The organism is Lysinibacillus sp. FSL K6-1151 (assembly GCF_038630755.1).
GTDB lineage: Bacteria > Bacillota > Bacilli > Bacillales_A > Planococcaceae > Lysinibacillus > Lysinibacillus fusiformis_D.
Genome location: NZ_CP152040.1, coordinates 576,152 through 592,705 on the forward strand (window position 1 = coordinate 576,152; position 16,554 = coordinate 592,705).

The following is a 16,554-nucleotide window of genomic DNA, read 5'->3' on the forward strand; positions in this document are numbered from 1 at the left end:
GTATGTGTAGATGAAAAATTGTTTAACATGTGGACATTCGCAGGAGGATGGAAAATTCTGTGGGAAATGCGGGACTCCACTAGAAAGCGCTGCTCTTGAACAAGCAGCAACAATAAATAATATGACGGATTATCAAAATCAGCCGCAGCCACAAGCCGGACAGGCTGTTCAGGAAACTTCGCACAGTAGTGATCAAATTGAATTATTAAAAAAACAATCTAAATTATACTTTAATCATTTTCTAGAACAATTAAAAAAACCATCTGCAGGTTTTAATGTAGAAATAGCTTGGAAAAATAATCTTACTAGTATGATTATCTATGTTTTAATTACGGCTTTATCTGTATTTTTATTAATAAAAAGTTTCACTTCACGAACGTTTGGGCTTTTCGAAAGTTATGGACCTTCTATAATTCAAGTGATTCTATATGTGTCATTATTTCTAATTTTACTAATGGCGATAAACGTATTAGCCATATTCTTAACTTCAAAATTATTTTCTGAAAACCTCAGTTTTACAAATGTGATTAGTAAAATAGGAAGTTACTACGCTCTTCCTATTGCAGTTACGATTTTAAGTATTTTATTTGGCTTGTTGAAATCTTATACATATTCCATGATTATGTTATATATTGGATTTGTGTTAGCTATCGGGATCATACCTATTTTTGTTATGGTTAAATTATTGAGTAATACATCTAAAATTATTGATAATTTCTATAGTTTTATTTTTTATCTAGTTGTAACAGCTATCTTAACTTCAATTATCTTCTCTTTTATTATTGACTCAACAATAGGGGACTATTTAAGTTTTTTAATATAAGAAATTAATAGCTTCAAAGAAAATTATTGAAGAGAAGACAGTTCACAAATACGTATCCATATGGCACTAACACATGGACAAGTTATTTTATCAAAAAGAAGCAACCTTCTAGTATTGTTGTCTTGTTCTGCAACGAAGGACCCTCATTCATATTAGACGTTAAAATTTGGCGTCTGGATGATCCTTTGAATAAAAAGAGGCTTTAAAAACAATTGTTTGTTTAATACCTGCCAAGTTCGCGCTTGGCAGGTATTTTTGTATATGTTTTATTTTATAAATGTATATTGAAATTGATAATCATTATCAATATAATGAGGCTATAAAGTATGTTTATTGAAGGAGACGAAGATGAATTATGACGCTTATATGCTTCTTTGGCAAAATGCATTTATCCAGTTGAAGCAAATCGATTACATAAATAAATCAGATGTTCATGTGTCAAAGGTTTTAACATATAGCTCGTTTCTTATTGTCACAGGAGGTGGTGCACAGGTTGTCATTGATGATCAACCCTATCACGTGCAGCGCTTCAGTATTTTTCATATAGGAAAATCTCAATGCCTTCAGATTACAGCACAACAGAGTGTGAGCTACTTTCTCATTAGCTATAAGGGGGATGTCATGTACAAAGATGCTTTTATGCAACATTTGCACATGCATTATCAACCATTTCAAACACATTTTTCATGTGTACCCGCTAATCCGATCGTCATTCACAGTATCCTTCAAGATATGTACAGTAAATGGCAATCTGGTTCCATTCAGGAGCATTTATCTGTAAGGGCCTCCTTCTATGAGCTTGTCTATCATGTCTTTCGAGAATTAGCGGAAGGGCAAGGTAAACCACATGAGATGGATAAGGCAGAAGCTGCACGATTGTTTATTAAGCAACACATTCATCAACCACTATCTATACAGACATTAGCAGATATGCTTCAGATTAGTACACGGCATTTATTACGCATCTTTAAAGCGCGTTATGAAATAGGTCCACAAATTTATTTACAGCAATTGAGAATAGAGCAAGCTAAGCAGTATTTATTAACCAATCAATATGGCATTAAAGAAATTGCCATTTCTCTTGGTTTTGAAGATGAATATTATTTTAGTCGTGCTTTTAAAAAAGCAACAAATATGGCTCCAAGTAGCTTTAGGCTGAAATATACAGCTAGTATGTCCGAAATTGCCATTACAAATGAGAATCATTTTCAATACAATAATAATCAGCTCGCGCAAGCAAAACGATTTGAGAATGGAGAAAATGAAATCATGATGAGAAAGATGATTCAGCATATAAAGCTACCTTTTTTACTAAGCCTGATTGTTTTACTGGCAGCATGTAATGAAGATACGAGCCAATCTAAGGTTGACAAACAAACTTTGTCTGATACGGCAGTGACTAGAACCGTAACAGATGATAGTGGACGCGAAGTTGAAATTCCAGTGAAGGCAGAGAGAGTCGTAACCGATTGGTATCTTGGGCAAATTTTAGCGTTAGATGTTGTACCAGTTGGAGGCGTAACGGCTAACCTTGATTATGCAGCTTTCTTAAAGCAACACTATAAGGATGGGGAAATTACGAATATTGGTACAGATGGCAAGGTATCATTAGAAAAAGTTTTAGAGTTAAAGCCAGACCTGATTATTACTTGGAATGTGGAAGATGTAGCGAAATATGAAAAAATTGCCCCGACAATTGTCTTCGCTGAAGATGCTCATCAATCAGCAATGGAGGAGATTGAGGCAATGGGAAATTACTTAGGAAGACAAGCAGAGGCTGAAAAATTTACAAAAGAATTTGAAGACCGTATAGCAAAAGCTAAGGAAAAAATCATGGATGTGATTCCAGAAGGATCCACATTTACTATTTATGAAATGTTTGAAAAAAATGCAACGATTGTAGGGCAATCAAGTGTATCAGGCGGTAGAGCACTCTATCAAATTTTGGGCATGAAACCTCAAGAAAAGGTGCAGGAGATTTTTGATACAAAGGAAGCAAGTAATGGACGTTATGAGATTTCCTATGAAGTAGTAGGTGATTATGTAGGTGACTATAACTTCATGATTAATTTCTTTAACAAAGATGGCCAGTTGCCAGCAACGTGGACAAATTTAGATGTCGTTAAAAATAATCAAGTATTAGAGCTTCCATCTGAATATTATTTTGCTTCTGATCCGCTTTCTGGCTTACACCAAGCTGAAGAATTAGCTGACAAAATAGTTGATTTTACGAAGGCTCAGCAACAATAACTGTGAAAACATGTGAGCTATCTGTATGTAGAATCAGATAGCTCATTTATTAGATACGAAAATGACATTACCATAGGAGGTTGCAACATGTTATTAAGGCGCTTTTTTTCATATTATAAACCCTATAAAGGTTTATTCATTTTAGATTTTAGCTGTGCGATATTAGTGGCACTAATCGAGCTGGCATTTCCACTTGTTTTAAATAAAGTAATTGATGATATTCTGCCAGATGGGGAATTAAAATGGATTCTTATGGCAAGTTTATTGCTGTTTGGTCTATATATTTTCAATTCTATTCTTCACTTTATCGTATCGTACTGGGGGCATATGCTAGGGATTAATATTGAAACAGATATGAGGAAGGAATCCTTTAGCCATGTGCAAAAACTATCTTTCCGATATTTTGATAACAATAAAACAGGGCATCTTGTTTCTCGATTAACGAACGATTTAATGGATATTGGTGAACTTGCTCACCATGGTCCAGAGGATATTTTTATTGCGGCAATGACGATTATTGGGACGTTTGGGGTTATGTACTATATTGATCCAACCTTTACAATTCTTATTTTCTTACTTGTACCGATCATTTTAATTTTAACGATTATTTTTGGGAAGTTAATGTCCAAAGCATTCCGTCAAATGTTCGGAGATATCGCAGATTTCAATGCGCGAGTTGAAAATAATGTAAGTGGTATTCGTGTGGTACAGGCTTTCACAAATGAAGATCATGAGATTAAACGCTTTAAAGTAAATAATGAACGATTCCGTATGACAAAGCTGTTCTCCTATAAAGTAATGGCTTGGAATGAGGCTATTTCAGGCATACTCACTAAAGTATTATCACTCTTTACTTTATTTGTAGGAGCGTATTTTGTTTTAAATGGACATATAACAAATGGAGATTTTATCGCATTTATTTTACTATCAGGTATTCTTTTAGGCCCAATTAACAAAATTAATATGTTTATAGAAAGCTATCCGAAAGGTATGGCAGGATTTAGACGCTATATCGAATTTTTAGAAACGGAACCTGAAATTGCGGATCGTCCAGAGGCAAAAATGGTTGATGAAATTAATGGCGAAATTACTTTCTCCGATGTATCGTTTGGCTATGCTGCCAATAACCGTGCCCTACATCATATTAATTTAAAAGTAAATCCTGGCGAAACCGTTGCCTTGGTAGGTCCATCTGGTGCAGGGAAATCAACAATCTGTAGTTTATTGCCACGTTTTTATGAAGTCAATGAAGGATCCATTAGTATTGATGGTATGGATATACGCGATTTTAAACTGCATTCCTTACGTTCGCATATTGGGATTGTCCAGCAGGATGTCTTTTTATTCGATGGTACCATTCGTGAAAATATTGCCTATGGTGATTTAAATGCCAGTGAAGAAGATATTTGGTATGCAGCACAACGAGCGCAACTGACGGATGTCATCAATGCTCTACCTGAAGGTATGGATACATTAATTGGTGAGCGTGGTGTGAAATTATCAGGTGGTCAAAAGCAAAGATTATCCATTGCCCGTATTTTCTTGAAAAACCCAAAAATCTTAATACTAGATGAAGCAACATCTGCATTGGATACAGAAACTGAACAAGCTATCCAACAGGCATTAAATGAACTTTCCATTGGACGTACTACATTAGTGATTGCTCACCGATTAGCAACAATTAAGGATGCAGACAGAATTGTCGTTGTGTCGAAAAAGGGCATCATTGAAGAAGGTACACACGAGCAATTAATGGAACGCCAAAATGCTTACTATGGCTTGTATACAGCTCAATTTGGTTTACAAATGTAAGAGTGGAACGCATTCTCAAAAATGAAAGGAAGTTAAAGATGTCAGTACTCGAAATAGATCATGTTGCGATTGGTTATTCTTCAGCGCTCATCGTCAACGATTTAAGTGTGGAGATTCCTAAAGGGCAAATCTCCACAATCATCGGCCCAAATGGTTGTGGCAAGTCTACTTTATTAAAGGCTGTTGCCCGTGTATTACGAACACAAAATGGAGCTGTCTATTTAGATGGCAAGGCGATACATCAATTAAAAACGAAAGATGTGGCCAAAAGAATGGCTATTTTACCTCAAACAGCAACAGCACCCGGAGGATTAACGGTTTTTGAATTGGTATCATATGGTCGCTTTCCTCACCAAGTTGGGTTTGGTTCCTTGCAAAAGGAAGACTACGAATATATCCACTGGGCGATTGATGTAACGGGGCTAAGAGAATTTAGTGATCGACCAATTGAAGCATTATCAGGTGGCCAGCGTCAGAGAGTATGGATTGCTATGGCATTGGCGCAAGGCACGGATATTTTAGTACTGGATGAACCAACAACTTATTTAGATTTAGCGCACCAGCTAGATATATTATTGCTACTGCAAAAACTAAATAAGGAAGAAGGACGAACAATTATCATGGTCTTGCATGATTTAAATCATGCGTCACGATTCTCCCACTTCATAATGGCTATGAGAGACGGCGATTTAATGGTGAACGGTAGTCCAAAAGAAGTGATGACAAAGGAAAATCTACAAAAAGTATTTAATATCGATGCAGAAATGGCTGTTTGTCCATATAGTAAAAATCCAATCTGCCTATCTTATCAGTTGTACGACATGAAGGAATAAAAGTTTAATTGAAAGTTATGAGGAGGAAGTAAAATGACTACGTCGACAGGAGTAGGAGAGCTCAACGATTTAGAGGAGCTACAGAAACGATCTCATCCGATCCGTGGAGTAGTGGCTTTAATCGTAGGAGTAATTGGATTAATATTTGCCATTGGCTTATCGATTTCTTTTGGAGCAGCAGATATTTCATTGGGTACTGTTTGGACAGCAGTTACCCATTTTTCACCAGAATTAACAACACATCAAATTATCCATGATATTCGCTTACCTCGAGTACTTGGAGCAGCATTAGTAGGTGCAAGCTTTGCAGTAGCGGGTGCTATTATGCAGGGGATGACACGTAACCCATTAGCAGACTCGGGGCTACTTGGTCTGAACTCTGGAGCGGCCTTTATGTTAGCATTGTGCTTTGCCTTCTTCCCTGGTCTGCCTTACATGTATTTAATTTTATGGTCCTTTGTAGGCGCAGGTCTTGGCGTAGCCATTGTTTATGGTATTGGCTCACTGTCAAAAGGTGGCTTAACACCGATGCGGCTAGTTCTAGCAGGTGCAGCTGTTAGTGCATTGCTTGGAGCGTTAGGAGAAGGGATTGCACTTTATTATCGTATTGGACAAGACCTAGCATTTTGGTATGCTGGCGGTGTTTCAGGTACAAAATGGAGTCATTTACAAATATTATCCCCATGGATCTTTATTGCGATGATAGGAGCACTTATCCTATCACGTTCAATCACTGTACTGAGCTTAGGTGAAGAAATTGCAGTTGGACTTGGGCAACGGACAGCAGTTGTAAAAGTATGGGGAATGATCATTGTTTTAGTTTTAGCAGGTGCAGCCGTGTCTGTTGTCGGTGCGGTTGGTTTTGTAGGGTTAATTATCCCTCATTTAACGAGATACATAGTTGGACATGATTATCGCTGGATTATCTCTTGTTCTATAGTATATGGGGCATTGCTTGTTGTGTTAGCTGATTTAGTAGCACGTATTATCAATCCACCTTATGAAACACCGATTGGCGCACTAATTGCCTTTATCGGTGTACCATTCTTCCTTTATTTAGCACGTAAAGGAGGGAAAGAACTATGAGTAACAGCTATTTAACACCGAGTCAGCTTAAGGCGAAAAGAAAAAATTTCTCCATCCTTGTTACACTCATTGTGTTAATCATTATTACCTTTATTATTAGTATGAATACTGGCGTTATTAAACTGACGCCAATGGAAGTTCTGCGCACACTTTTTGGTCAAGGTGATGCACAACAGCAACTTATATTATTTGAGTTCAGACTTCCTAGAATTGTGATTGCTGTGTTAGTAGGTATGGGCTTAGCGGTTTCAGGCGCTATTTTACAGGGCATTTCCAAAAATGCTTTAGCGGATCCAGGAATCTTAGGGATTAATGCTGGGGCAGGACTTGCTGTCATGCTCTATGTATCATTTTTCCCAACTACGAAAGCAGCACCTGTTTATTTACTGCCAGTACTGGCTTTTGTAGGGGCAGGTTTGACAGCTGTTCTGATTTATTCACTTTCTTATAGACGACATGAAGGTATTACACCAATGCGTTTAATTTTAACAGGGGTAGCTGTAGCAGCAGGGATTAGCTCGGCTATGATTGTGCTAACACTACGCCTATCACCAGAAAATTATCAATTTGTAGCGACATGGCTAGCAGGTAGCATTTGGGGCTCGAATTGGCGATTTGTGCTGTCGCTGTTACCATGGTTAATTATCTTATTGCCTTTTGTTTATGCAAAATCACGGGTATTAAACGTACTAAATCTAGGCGAATTAACAGCTGTAGGGCTAGGTGCCTCTATTGAAAAAGAGCGCCGTTGGTTATTGGCTGCTGCTGTTGGTTTAGCTGGAGCTAGTGTTTCTGTAAGTGGAGGCATTGGTTTCGTGGGTCTTGTTGCACCACATTTAGCTCGACAACTTGTTGGCGCTAAACATCAGTTTTTACTGCCAACTGCAGCTCTGTTAGGAGGATTTTTAGTGTTGATGGCAGATACAATCGGTCGTTCTATATTAGAGCCTTCAGAAATTCCAGCGGGGATTGTGGTTGCTGTTTTAGGAGCACCTTATTTCTTATATTTATTGGCGCGATTGAAAGAGTAACTATAGTTTGTGGATGGTGTGTGAATAGTATGATCCTCGTCAGAAAGAATAGACAGGCAGTAGCTTAACACAACCTCAAAACTGTATGATCGAATCGAGACAGAAGGGGATGGAGAACGGAAATGTCAGAAGAACTATATGATGTAACGATTGTTGGTGGTGGTCCAGCTGGGCTTTATACTGCCTTTTATAGTGGGATGCGAGATTTAAAAACGAAAATTATTGAATACAGCTCACAGCTTGGCGGTCGTATGTTAATTTATCCTGAAAAAATGATTTGGGATGTCGGCGGAGTAACACCTATTTTAGGGGGACAGCTGATTAAACAACTTGTTGAGCAAGCTAAAACATTCGATCCTACAATTGTTTTAAATCAAAAGGTGGAAAAATTAGAAAAGCAACAGGATGGAACATTTATGTTGACATCTTCTACAGGTGAGAAGCATTTTTCGAAAACAGTTATTTTAGCAGTGGGGTATGGTGTTCTTTCTATGCAAAAGCTTGAAATAGAAGGAGCAGACCGATTTGAAGTAACAAATTTACATTATACAGTACAGGAACTAGAGATTTTCCGACACAAGCATGTGTTAATTTCAGGTGGTGGTAATTCTGCAGTTGATTGGGCAAATGAGCTAGAGCCAATTGCTGCAAGTGTTACAGTCGTTCATCGCCGAGATGATTTTGGCGGCCATGAAAAAAATGTCTTGCGCATGAAAGAATCCTCAGTTCGTGTAAAAACGCCATATGAGGTTGTTCAATTGCATGGTGACGGTGATTTAATTCAGTATGTGTCCATAGTCAATAAAGAGACAGGTGAAAGTGAACGAGTAGAGGTAGATGCTGTCATTGTCAACCATGGTTTGAAATGTGATTATGGTGCACTTGAAGAATGGGGATTAAACATCCAAGATGAAGTAGCGATTGTCAATGAGAAGCGTGAAACGAACATTGAAGGTGTCTATGGAGCGGGTGATTTTATTGATCATCCTAGTAAAGTAAGATTAATAGCAGGTGCATTTACGGATGGAATACTAGCATTAAATAGTGCCAAGCTATATTTGGAGCCAGATGCGCCGAAAGTAGCCTATGTGTCATCACATAATATTCGCTTCAAAGAACGAAACGAGCAAATTGGGTTAGTAGACAATGATTATCGCGAAGTTCGTGGATAAGAAAGATGGAAGGTTCGTTTTTAATATTTTTTACTTGAAAATAATAAAATGACTATGCTATACTTCAAAAGTATGCAACGTGTACATATGTAGCTGACCCTTTCGACGCAAATTTTGTAGTCGACATATTCGGGCTATGTAAGGTACAGTTCGATAATACTCTGTTCCAGATGGTTCAGGGCGAGAGGAGAAAACGAATATGAAACAAGGAATTCATCCAGACTACAAAGAAGCAACAGTAACTTGCTCTTGTGGGAACACTTTCAAAACTGGTTCAGTAAAAGAAAACATCGTTGTCGAGTTCTGCAACGAATGTCACCCATTCTACACTGGCCGTCAAAAATTCGCGTCTGCTGATGGTCGCGTGGATCGTTTCAACAAAAAATACGGTCTTAAAAACTAATGTTAGTTTAATACCTGCCAAGCATGCGCTTGGCAGGTATTTTTTTCAGTAAATAATACACGTTGATGCAATACCTTTCAAAATCCACATTGACATAAAGAAAGGGAGAAGACAGAATGGCACAGCTATATTTTAAACATGGTGCAATGAATAGTGGAAAATCAATAGAAATTCTAAAAGTTGCCCATAATTATGAAGAACAACAAAAGCCTGTGATGATGTTTACTTCAGGTTTAGATACACGTGATGAGGTTGGCTTTGTTTCCAGTCGAGTAGGTTTACGCCAACAAGCCATCCCTGTTTATGAGGATACAAATATTTTTGAACTAGTGGAATCCAATACTGTCAAGCCATACTGTGTGCTTGTGGATGAAGTTCAATTTTTAAAAAAAGCACATGTTTTACAACTTGCTAACATTGTGGATAAATTGGACATCCCCGTGATGGGCTTTGGCTTAAAAAATGATTTTCAAAATGAGCTATTTGAAGGTAGCCAATACATGCTTACATATGCAGATAAAATTGAGGAAATGAAAACAATTTGCTGGTTCTGTCATAAAAAAGCAACAATGAATTTACGAGTAGATGAAAGTGGAAAGCCAGTCTACACAGGTGATCAAATTCAAATTGGTGGTAATGACTCGTATTATCCGGTTTGTCGAAAATGTCACGCACAGCCACCACTTTAAAGCCAATAGACAGGTGGATACGCTAAGAAAAAGTAGCATACATGCGAAATTTTTCTTATACTAAGTAGTGGAAATAAACATTGTAATTACTGAATAAAAGCTTCTTTGTCAAAAAGGAGCATACCTTAAAAAACTAAATAGAGGTGAAATCCATGTTTGATCGATTACAAGCAGTGGAGGATCGTTATGAAAGGCTAACAGAGCTTTTGAGCGATCCGGATATTGTGAATGATAGTAAGAAATTACGTGAATATTCTAAGGAACAATCAGATATCCAAGAAACAGTGGATACTTATCGTGAATATAAAAGTGTTAAAGAGCAGATAGTAGATACTCGTGAAATGTTAGATAGTGAAAAAGATCCTGATATGCATGAGATGGTAAAGGAAGAATTTAACCTATTAAAAGCACAGCAGGAAGAGCTAGAAGAACGTCTACGCATTTTATTAATTCCTAAAGATCCTAATGATAATAAAAACGTTATCATGGAAATTCGTGGAGCAGCTGGTGGTGACGAGGCCAATATTTTTGCGGGTGATTTATTCCGTATGTACTCTCGCTATGCGGAAACACAAGGCTGGAAAATTGATATTATGGAAGCTACACCAAACCCAATGGGCGGCTATAAAGAAGTAATCTTTATGATTAACGGACAAGGAGCCTATTCAAAATTCAAATTCGAAAATGGTGCACACCGCGTACAACGTGTCCCTGCTACCGAATCTCAAGGTCGTATTCATACATCGACGGCAACAGTTGCGTGTTTACCTGAAGTGGAGGAAGTAGATGTTGAAATCCATGAAAAGGATATTCGTGTAGATACATTTGCCTCTTCAGGTGCTGGTGGTCAATCTGTAAATACAACGATGTCTGCTGTTCGTATGACCCATTTACCAACAGGTGTTGTGGTTTCGATGCAGGATGAACGCTCACAAATTAAAAATCGTGAAAAAGCCATGAAAATTCTACGTGCTCGTGTTGCTGATATGTATATGCAAGAAGCACAAAAAGAAATTGATGCTACACGTAAATCTGCTGTAGGCTCAGGCGATCGCTCCGAGCGAATTCGCACATACAATTATCCACAAAACCGTGTAACAGATCACCGTATAGGTTTAACGATTCAAAAGCTAGATCAAATCGTCGAAGGAAGACTAGGCGAGATTATCGATGCCCTTATTTTAGAAGAACAAGCATCGAAGTTAGAGCGATTAAATGATGACTTATAAAAATGTGATGGAGGCCCTAGAGTGGGCTTCTTCTTTTTTAGTGGATAATGGTCGTGAGCAAACAGCAGCACGTATCGTCATGCAACATGTACTTGGTACAAGTTATTCAGAAGTTATGTTGCACTTACAGGATGAATTAACAGCAGCACAGCAAGTGAAATTTAAAGCGCTCATAGAAGAACATGTCAATGGCCGCCCTGTACAATATTGTGTTGGAAGTGAAGAATTTTATGGCCGCTCCTTCCTAGTCGATGAATCTGTCTTAATTCCTCGGCCAGAAACAGAGGAGCTAGTACTTGGTACAATCAATCGCCTGCCTAAACTTTTTTCACAACAAACCCTGAAGTTGGCTGATATCGGTACAGGCAGTGGAGCTATTGCTATTTCGATGAAACTGGAATGTTCAGCGCTAACTGTTATAGCCACTGATTTATCACAGGATGCACTAGCGACGGCGCAAAAAAATGCTCAACGATTAGAGGCTGATATTGATTTTAGGTTGGGCGATTTAACAGCGCCACTTGCAGGAGAAAAATTGGATGTTGTCTTATCAAACCCACCGTATATTGCCTTTGATGAGGCACAGGAAATGTCGAATGTTGTACTAGAGCATGAGCCACATAGTGCACTATTTGCTGAGGAAGATGGTCTGATTTTGTATAGAAAATTAGCTGAGCAACTACCAGCCTACATGAATAAACCAGCATTGATTGGGTTAGAAATCGGTTATACACAAGGTGAGCAAGTAGCCAAATTCTTTCAAGATAGTTTTCCACATGCGACAGTTTCAATAGAAAAAGATATTAACGGTAAGCCTCGAATGATTTTTTGTGAGATTCATGTATAAAGTTTCTTAATCTTGCCAACAATGTTGAGCAAGGAGGGATTTATATGTTAAATGAATACAAGATTATTAGATTACCTAAACAAAATATCTTTCTAGCTTTTGCTAGACTAGTATTAATCGCGATTGCTTTACAATTATGTATTTTATATATTCCATCATTAGTAGGCTTTGCCAAGGAAGCTACCAATGATGAGCAAGAAAACGATTTTCGTATACGTGTTATTGCGAACAGTAATACGACACAAGATCAGCTAGAGAAAGAGCAGCTTGTCCAAGAATTAAAGCCATACTTTATGCAAGTAGCCACTGCTGGCAATGTAGGGAGTGAGCAAATTCTTTCGCTAAAACAACAAATTGAAACAGAATTGAGCGAAAATTATCCACAGATGGATACACAGATTGTCATTGGGGATAACTTATTTCCACCAAAAAGACAAGGTGCTATACTCTATCCACAAAATGTGTATCACTCGATTGTTGTGAAGATTGGTGATGCACGTGGGGATAACTGGTGGTGCAGTATCTTTCCATCTATTTGTGAGCCTGAAAAAGAAGAAGTAAAAGAAGAAGTAAAAGAAGAAAAAGAGCAAGTAACATTCTTTATATGGGAATGGATTAAAGGACTTTTTGAATGAATTGTGCACAAATTCAGACAACTTATACACATTTTTTCGTAAGTTATAAACATTATGTGGATAATTCAGTAAAAACCAATAATTGAAGGTAGGTTTTAATGATGGAAACCGTTTGCAAGGTTGTGGACAGTAATGTGAATAGTCAGATTAATTATACACAAGCTGTGGATATCTTAAATGCGGGAGAGGTAGTAGCATTTCCGACAGAAACGGTTTATGGCTTAGGAGCAGTGGCCACAAATGATTTGGCAGTGAAAAAGATATTTGAAGCAAAAGGCCGACCTTCAGATAATCCTTTAATTGTCCATGTGGGGACAAAAGAGGAAGTAGCCATTTATATCGATCAAATTTCTGAAGTAGCCAAACAGTGCATGGATTTCTTTTGGCCCGGCCCCTTAACGCTTGTAATGCCAGCAAAGCCAAATGTTTTAGCACAAAGTGTCACAGCTGGGTTATCAACAGTGGGCATTCGAATGCCGAATCATCCAGTAGCACTTGCATTGCTACAGCAGCTTCAAAAACCGCTTGCTGCACCAAGTGCCAATCGTAGCGGTAAACCAAGCCCTACAGAGGCAGTCCATGTATTAGATGATTTGGGAGGATACATACCTTATATTTTGGATGGAGGTTCTACAGGCATTGGGCTTGAATCTACTGTGTTAGATGTGACACATGAACCTCCAGTAATTTTACGTCCGGGTGGCATTACAAAGGAAATGCTTGAGGCGAAGATAGGTCCCGTTATTCAACCAACCAATATAGAGCAGAAGCTAGAAACAACGCCTAAAGCACCAGGCATGAAATATACACATTATGCTCCAAATGCTCCTGTGTATTTAATAGATTGTCATTATGAGAAAGTCAGCGAGGCTGTTCAGCGAATGCAGCGAGAAGGACATGTAGTAGCATTGCTTGCACCAGTGAATTTTGAAGATATCAAAGCTGATTTTTACTTCTCAATTGGTGAAGCTGGAAGTAAACAAGAAATGGGTGCGAACTTATACAATGCACTTAGAGCATGTGATAAAACCGCCGCTACCATTATATTAGCAACAACAACCTCAACAGAAGGTGTAGGAGCAGCTATCATGAATAGACTTGAAAAGGCCTCTGGAGGCAAATGGTATTCATTATAAATGAATATAGTTCAGGTACATTAGCGACAAAAGACATTGATATAAATCATGTCTTTTGTCCTTTTTGTTTATCATTACAAAATATAAAAGAAAAACTATTGTGGACAATTATGATAATAATGTATTTTCGAGCATAAAATGATAAAATATTAGGGAGAGAAGGAGTGCGTTCTTGCAGGGAATTCTTGCAGGTATACTAACGTCTGTTGATGTGATTGGTCTATATGTCTTACTGCCAAATGTTAGATATCGCTTATTTTTGTCATTATGGACAGCAGCATTGCATATGCTTTTCCCGTTGTTAGGCTTTGAGCTAGGAAGCTATTTAGTTCGATTTCTATTAGAATGGGGACAATGGATTTCAAGTATTTTATTATTTTGTATTGGTATGCATTTACTATTATTCTCTCATCGAGATGAAAAAGTAACAATATCACCTGTAATTTTGGCTGTGACTGCAAGCCTAGATACCTTTTCAGTTAGTGTTTCTTTTGGTATGCTTAACTTAGAAAAAACTATTTTTATCATGAGTGCAGGCTTGAGCGCTCTAATTTGCGCTTATGGTTCATTAGTCATTGCCCGTAGAAGCCAAGTATTTTTTGGCAATAAAATTCAAATAGCTGCTGGCGTTATATTTATTATCATGAGCATTCTAGCTATTCAACAATAAATGAAATTGGAGAGTGATAAGTGTGAAAATATTATTTGTTTGTACAGGCAATACTTGTCGCAGTCCGATGGCAGAAGTTATTTTAAAACATAAACAAATCAACAATGTAGAGGTGCGCTCAGCAGGTATTTATGCCATGCCAAATGCACAAATGTCAGCACATGCACAACTAGTGTTAAATGAAGCGCAAATGTCACATCAGCATTTTGCAACGCAATTATCAATGACAGAAATGGCATGGGCAGACTTAATTTTAACGATGACGACTGCTCACAAAGACGCCGTGATTTCAAATTATCCAGAAGCTGAACATAAAGTATTTACCTTGAAAGAATATACAAATGAGGGCAGTCTGGAAAATGTAGTAGATCCTTATGGTGGCAATAAAGCAATATATGAAGCAACATTTGCAGAATTAAAGGAATTAGTTGATCAATTAATACAAAAACTTGAAAAGAATTGAGGGGCCCTATGAAAAAACAATTTGGTTTACGGCTTAAATTGGTATTATTTGTTAGTGTACTTGCGCTTATCACCTACAGTGTCAGTTTTATATTCATTGAGTTTTTACAACCTACTTTCTTCCCAGACACGAATCGAATGGTTTTTGAGGTAATTACCTACGCATTAGGTATTATATGGTCAGGTATATTAGCGGCGTTGTTAAGCGTGATCTTAATCAAACCTTTACAGCAGCTCGAACATTCAGCAATCCTTGTAGCTGAGGGGAAAATTGGACAGGATGTGCAAATGCCTAAAACAAATGATGAAATTCGATCCGTTGCTGAGGCGTTCCAACAAATGGTGTTAAATCTGCGTCAAATGGTGGAAAGTATCGATCAAAACTTTCAGCAAACAAATCAATCAATTATTCAGCTATCTGATGAGGCGGGAGTGGCAACTAGAAAGGCAGAAGGAATTGCCTCTACTGTGAAGCATATATCTGCAGGAGCAGAAGCATCTGCAACAGCTGTACAAGACACTGCCGAAGCTATTGAAGATGTGCGAGCTCTTGCAACAGAAGTAAATAGTAGAGCAGAAGCATCAGCATCACAATCAAAAGAGATTCTACATAATTTATCGACAACAACAAAGGCCATCGAAATATTAGTGAATAGTATTCAGCAAATTGCTACAGGTAATAATGAGGCACTAAAAAGTATTCATGCACTTGAAGAAAATGCTGGCCAAGTAGAACGGATTATTAGCTTAGTCGGTGACATTGCGGCACAAACAAATTTACTGGCATTAAATGCCTCGATTGAAGCAGCACGAGCAGGAGAGCATGGAAAGGGCTTCGCAGTGGTAGCTGAGGAAGTTCGCGGTTTGGCTGATGAAAGTGCGAAAGCTGTCCAAGGTATTACAGCTTTAATTCAGTCCATGCAGCAAAATGTAGAGGTGGTTGTTAAACAAATGAATGAACAAGTAGCATTTGCGACGAAGGAAGCTGATCGCGTTTCTGAAACAACGACAGCCGTTGAAGGTATGGCTTCCAACGTACATGAAATGGCAACAGCAATTGTTGAAATTTCCTCGTTAATTGAACAGCAAATGCATAATATTGAAACGACAGCTCGCCAATCACAAGAAGTTGCAGCCATTGCTGAAGAAACGTCAGCAGGTGCACAGGAAGTTCGTAGCGCCGCTGAGGAGCAAGCTTATGCTATCGAGCAGGTAGAGCATTTGGCTCAAAGTTTGAAAAAGCAATCGGAAGCATTGCATAAGATGATTCAACAATTTGATAGACAAGCATAGTTCTAAAGGCTATACATAAATGCGACGTAAAATCGGATTTATGTATAGCCTTTTTTATTAGAGAGCTTCCATCTTAAGATCACACTCTGTCAAAGTATTTATGTCCATCGTAAGTGAAAAGCTAAAAAAACTTCAGAAGATGGAATATTACAACAAAGGACCTTTATCCGAACTTATTAACAT

At 37.9% G+C, this 16,554-nt stretch carries 16 protein-coding genes; all 16 read left to right on the forward strand.

All coding sequences use genetic code 11. The annotated features are described in order from the left end of the window. The first annotated feature begins 10 nt into the window (after window positions 1-10). The 16 genes from MHI04_RS02685 (at window position 11) to MHI04_RS02760 (ending at window position 16,371) form a co-directional block, all read left to right on the forward strand. Complete coding sequence (locus MHI04_RS02685) at window positions 11-823, forward strand: hypothetical protein (protein ID WP_330493597.1); 813 nt, start codon at window positions 11-13, stop codon at window positions 821-823. Between the two features lie 348 nt (window positions 824-1,171). Further along, window positions 1,172-3,073 (forward strand): AraC family transcriptional regulator, encoded by a 1,902-nt coding sequence (locus MHI04_RS02690; RefSeq protein ID WP_340833712.1) that lies wholly within the window; start codon window positions 1,172-1,174, stop codon window positions 3,071-3,073. 87 nt (window positions 3,074-3,160) lie between these two features. Next, window positions 3,161-4,885, forward strand: coding sequence for an ABC transporter ATP-binding protein (locus tag MHI04_RS02695; protein WP_036123690.1), 1,725 nt, complete (start codon window positions 3,161-3,163; stop codon window positions 4,883-4,885). Between the two features lie 38 nt (window positions 4,886-4,923). Then, the gene (locus MHI04_RS02700; protein ID WP_036123689.1) at window positions 4,924-5,718 is read left to right on the forward strand and encodes an ABC transporter ATP-binding protein; all 795 of its coding nucleotides are present in this window, start codon (window positions 4,924-4,926) and stop codon (window positions 5,716-5,718) included. 33 nt (window positions 5,719-5,751) lie between these two features. Then, window positions 5,752-6,804, forward strand: coding sequence for an iron ABC transporter permease (locus tag MHI04_RS02705; RefSeq protein ID WP_036123687.1), 1,053 nt, complete (start codon window positions 5,752-5,754; stop codon window positions 6,802-6,804). Continuing rightward, window positions 6,801-7,835, forward strand: a complete 1,035-nt coding sequence (locus tag MHI04_RS02710) for an iron ABC transporter permease (RefSeq protein ID WP_036123683.1) — start codon at window positions 6,801-6,803, stop codon at window positions 7,833-7,835. Before MHI04_RS02705 ends, MHI04_RS02710 begins: the two co-directional genes overlap by 4 nt. A 122-nt stretch (window positions 7,836-7,957) precedes the next feature. Then, window positions 7,958-9,007 carry an NAD(P)/FAD-dependent oxidoreductase gene (locus MHI04_RS02715; protein WP_036123680.1) on the forward strand — a complete coding sequence of 350 codons (1,050 nt, stop codon included), beginning with the start codon at window positions 7,958-7,960 and terminating at the stop codon, window positions 9,005-9,007. Between the two features lie 199 nt (window positions 9,008-9,206). Then, entirely contained in the window at window positions 9,207-9,410 is a 204-nt protein-coding gene (gene rpmE, locus MHI04_RS02720; RefSeq protein WP_004269457.1) for a 50S ribosomal protein L31, read from the forward strand. 116 nt (window positions 9,411-9,526) lie between these two features. Then, window positions 9,527-10,099, forward strand: a complete 573-nt coding sequence (locus MHI04_RS02725; protein WP_036123677.1) for a thymidine kinase — start codon at window positions 9,527-9,529, stop codon at window positions 10,097-10,099. A gap of 152 nt (window positions 10,100-10,251) precedes the next feature. Continuing rightward, a complete protein-coding gene (gene prfA / locus MHI04_RS02730; protein WP_036123674.1) occupies window positions 10,252-11,328 on the forward strand; it encodes a peptide chain release factor 1 in 1,077 nt (358 codons plus the stop codon). Beyond that, window positions 11,315-12,175: a peptide chain release factor N(5)-glutamine methyltransferase gene (gene prmC, locus MHI04_RS02735; protein ID WP_271912348.1), complete on the forward strand. Its 861-nt coding sequence runs from the start codon at window positions 11,315-11,317 to the stop codon at window positions 12,173-12,175. The genes prfA and prmC overlap by 14 nt, the downstream gene beginning before the upstream one ends. A 44-nt stretch (window positions 12,176-12,219) precedes the next feature. After that, complete coding sequence (locus MHI04_RS02740; protein WP_271912349.1) at window positions 12,220-12,810, forward strand: stage II sporulation protein R; 591 nt, start codon at window positions 12,220-12,222, stop codon at window positions 12,808-12,810. 101 nt (window positions 12,811-12,911) lie between these two features. Continuing rightward, a complete protein-coding gene (locus tag MHI04_RS02745) occupies window positions 12,912-13,946 on the forward strand; it encodes an L-threonylcarbamoyladenylate synthase (protein ID WP_036123693.1) in 1,035 nt (344 codons plus the stop codon). 172 nt (window positions 13,947-14,118) lie between these two features. Continuing rightward, window positions 14,119-14,616 carry a manganese efflux pump gene (locus MHI04_RS02750; RefSeq protein ID WP_036123667.1) on the forward strand — a complete coding sequence of 166 codons (498 nt, stop codon included), beginning with the start codon at window positions 14,119-14,121 and terminating at the stop codon, window positions 14,614-14,616. Between the two features lie 22 nt (window positions 14,617-14,638). Beyond that, window positions 14,639-15,079, forward strand: a complete 441-nt coding sequence (locus tag MHI04_RS02755) for a low molecular weight protein arginine phosphatase (protein ID WP_089933002.1) — start codon at window positions 14,639-14,641, stop codon at window positions 15,077-15,079. 8 nt (window positions 15,080-15,087) lie between these two features. After that, a complete protein-coding gene (locus MHI04_RS02760; RefSeq protein ID WP_058843798.1) occupies window positions 15,088-16,371 on the forward strand; it encodes a HAMP domain-containing methyl-accepting chemotaxis protein in 1,284 nt (427 codons plus the stop codon). The last annotated feature ends 183 nt before the right edge of the window (window positions 16,372-16,554 follow it).

Excerpts from the sequence above, each read along its gene's own strand:
- MHI04_RS02695 (WP_036123690.1), top strand. The coding sequence starts at position 3,161 with ATGTTATTAAGGCGCTTTTTTTCATATTATAAACCCTATAAAGGTTTA.
- MHI04_RS02710 (WP_036123683.1), top strand. The coding sequence starts at position 6,801 with ATGAGTAACAGCTATTTAACACCGAGTCAGCTTAAGGCGAAAAGAAAA.
- MHI04_RS02685 (WP_330493597.1), top strand. The coding sequence starts at position 11 with ATGAAAAATTGTTTAACATGTGGACATTCGCAGGAGGATGGAAAATTC.
- MHI04_RS02760 (WP_058843798.1), top strand. The coding sequence starts at position 15,088 with ATGAAAAAACAATTTGGTTTACGGCTTAAATTGGTATTATTTGTTAGT.
- MHI04_RS02690 (WP_340833712.1), top strand. The coding sequence starts at position 1,172 with ATGAATTATGACGCTTATATGCTTCTTTGGCAAAATGCATTTATCCAG.
- MHI04_RS02705 (WP_036123687.1), top strand. The coding sequence starts at position 5,752 with ATGACTACGTCGACAGGAGTAGGAGAGCTCAACGATTTAGAGGAGCTA.
- rpmE (WP_004269457.1), top strand. The coding sequence starts at position 9,207 with ATGAAACAAGGAATTCATCCAGACTACAAAGAAGCAACAGTAACTTGC.
- MHI04_RS02700 (WP_036123689.1), top strand. The coding sequence starts at position 4,924 with ATGTCAGTACTCGAAATAGATCATGTTGCGATTGGTTATTCTTCAGCG.
- prmC (WP_271912348.1), top strand. The coding sequence starts at position 11,315 with ATGATGACTTATAAAAATGTGATGGAGGCCCTAGAGTGGGCTTCTTCT.
- MHI04_RS02740 (WP_271912349.1), top strand. The coding sequence starts at position 12,220 with ATGTTAAATGAATACAAGATTATTAGATTACCTAAACAAAATATCTTT.
- MHI04_RS02715 (WP_036123680.1), top strand. The coding sequence starts at position 7,958 with ATGTCAGAAGAACTATATGATGTAACGATTGTTGGTGGTGGTCCAGCT.
- prfA (WP_036123674.1), top strand. The coding sequence starts at position 10,252 with ATGTTTGATCGATTACAAGCAGTGGAGGATCGTTATGAAAGGCTAACA.
- MHI04_RS02745 (WP_036123693.1), top strand. The coding sequence starts at position 12,912 with ATGGAAACCGTTTGCAAGGTTGTGGACAGTAATGTGAATAGTCAGATT.
- MHI04_RS02725 (WP_036123677.1), top strand. The coding sequence starts at position 9,527 with ATGGCACAGCTATATTTTAAACATGGTGCAATGAATAGTGGAAAATCA.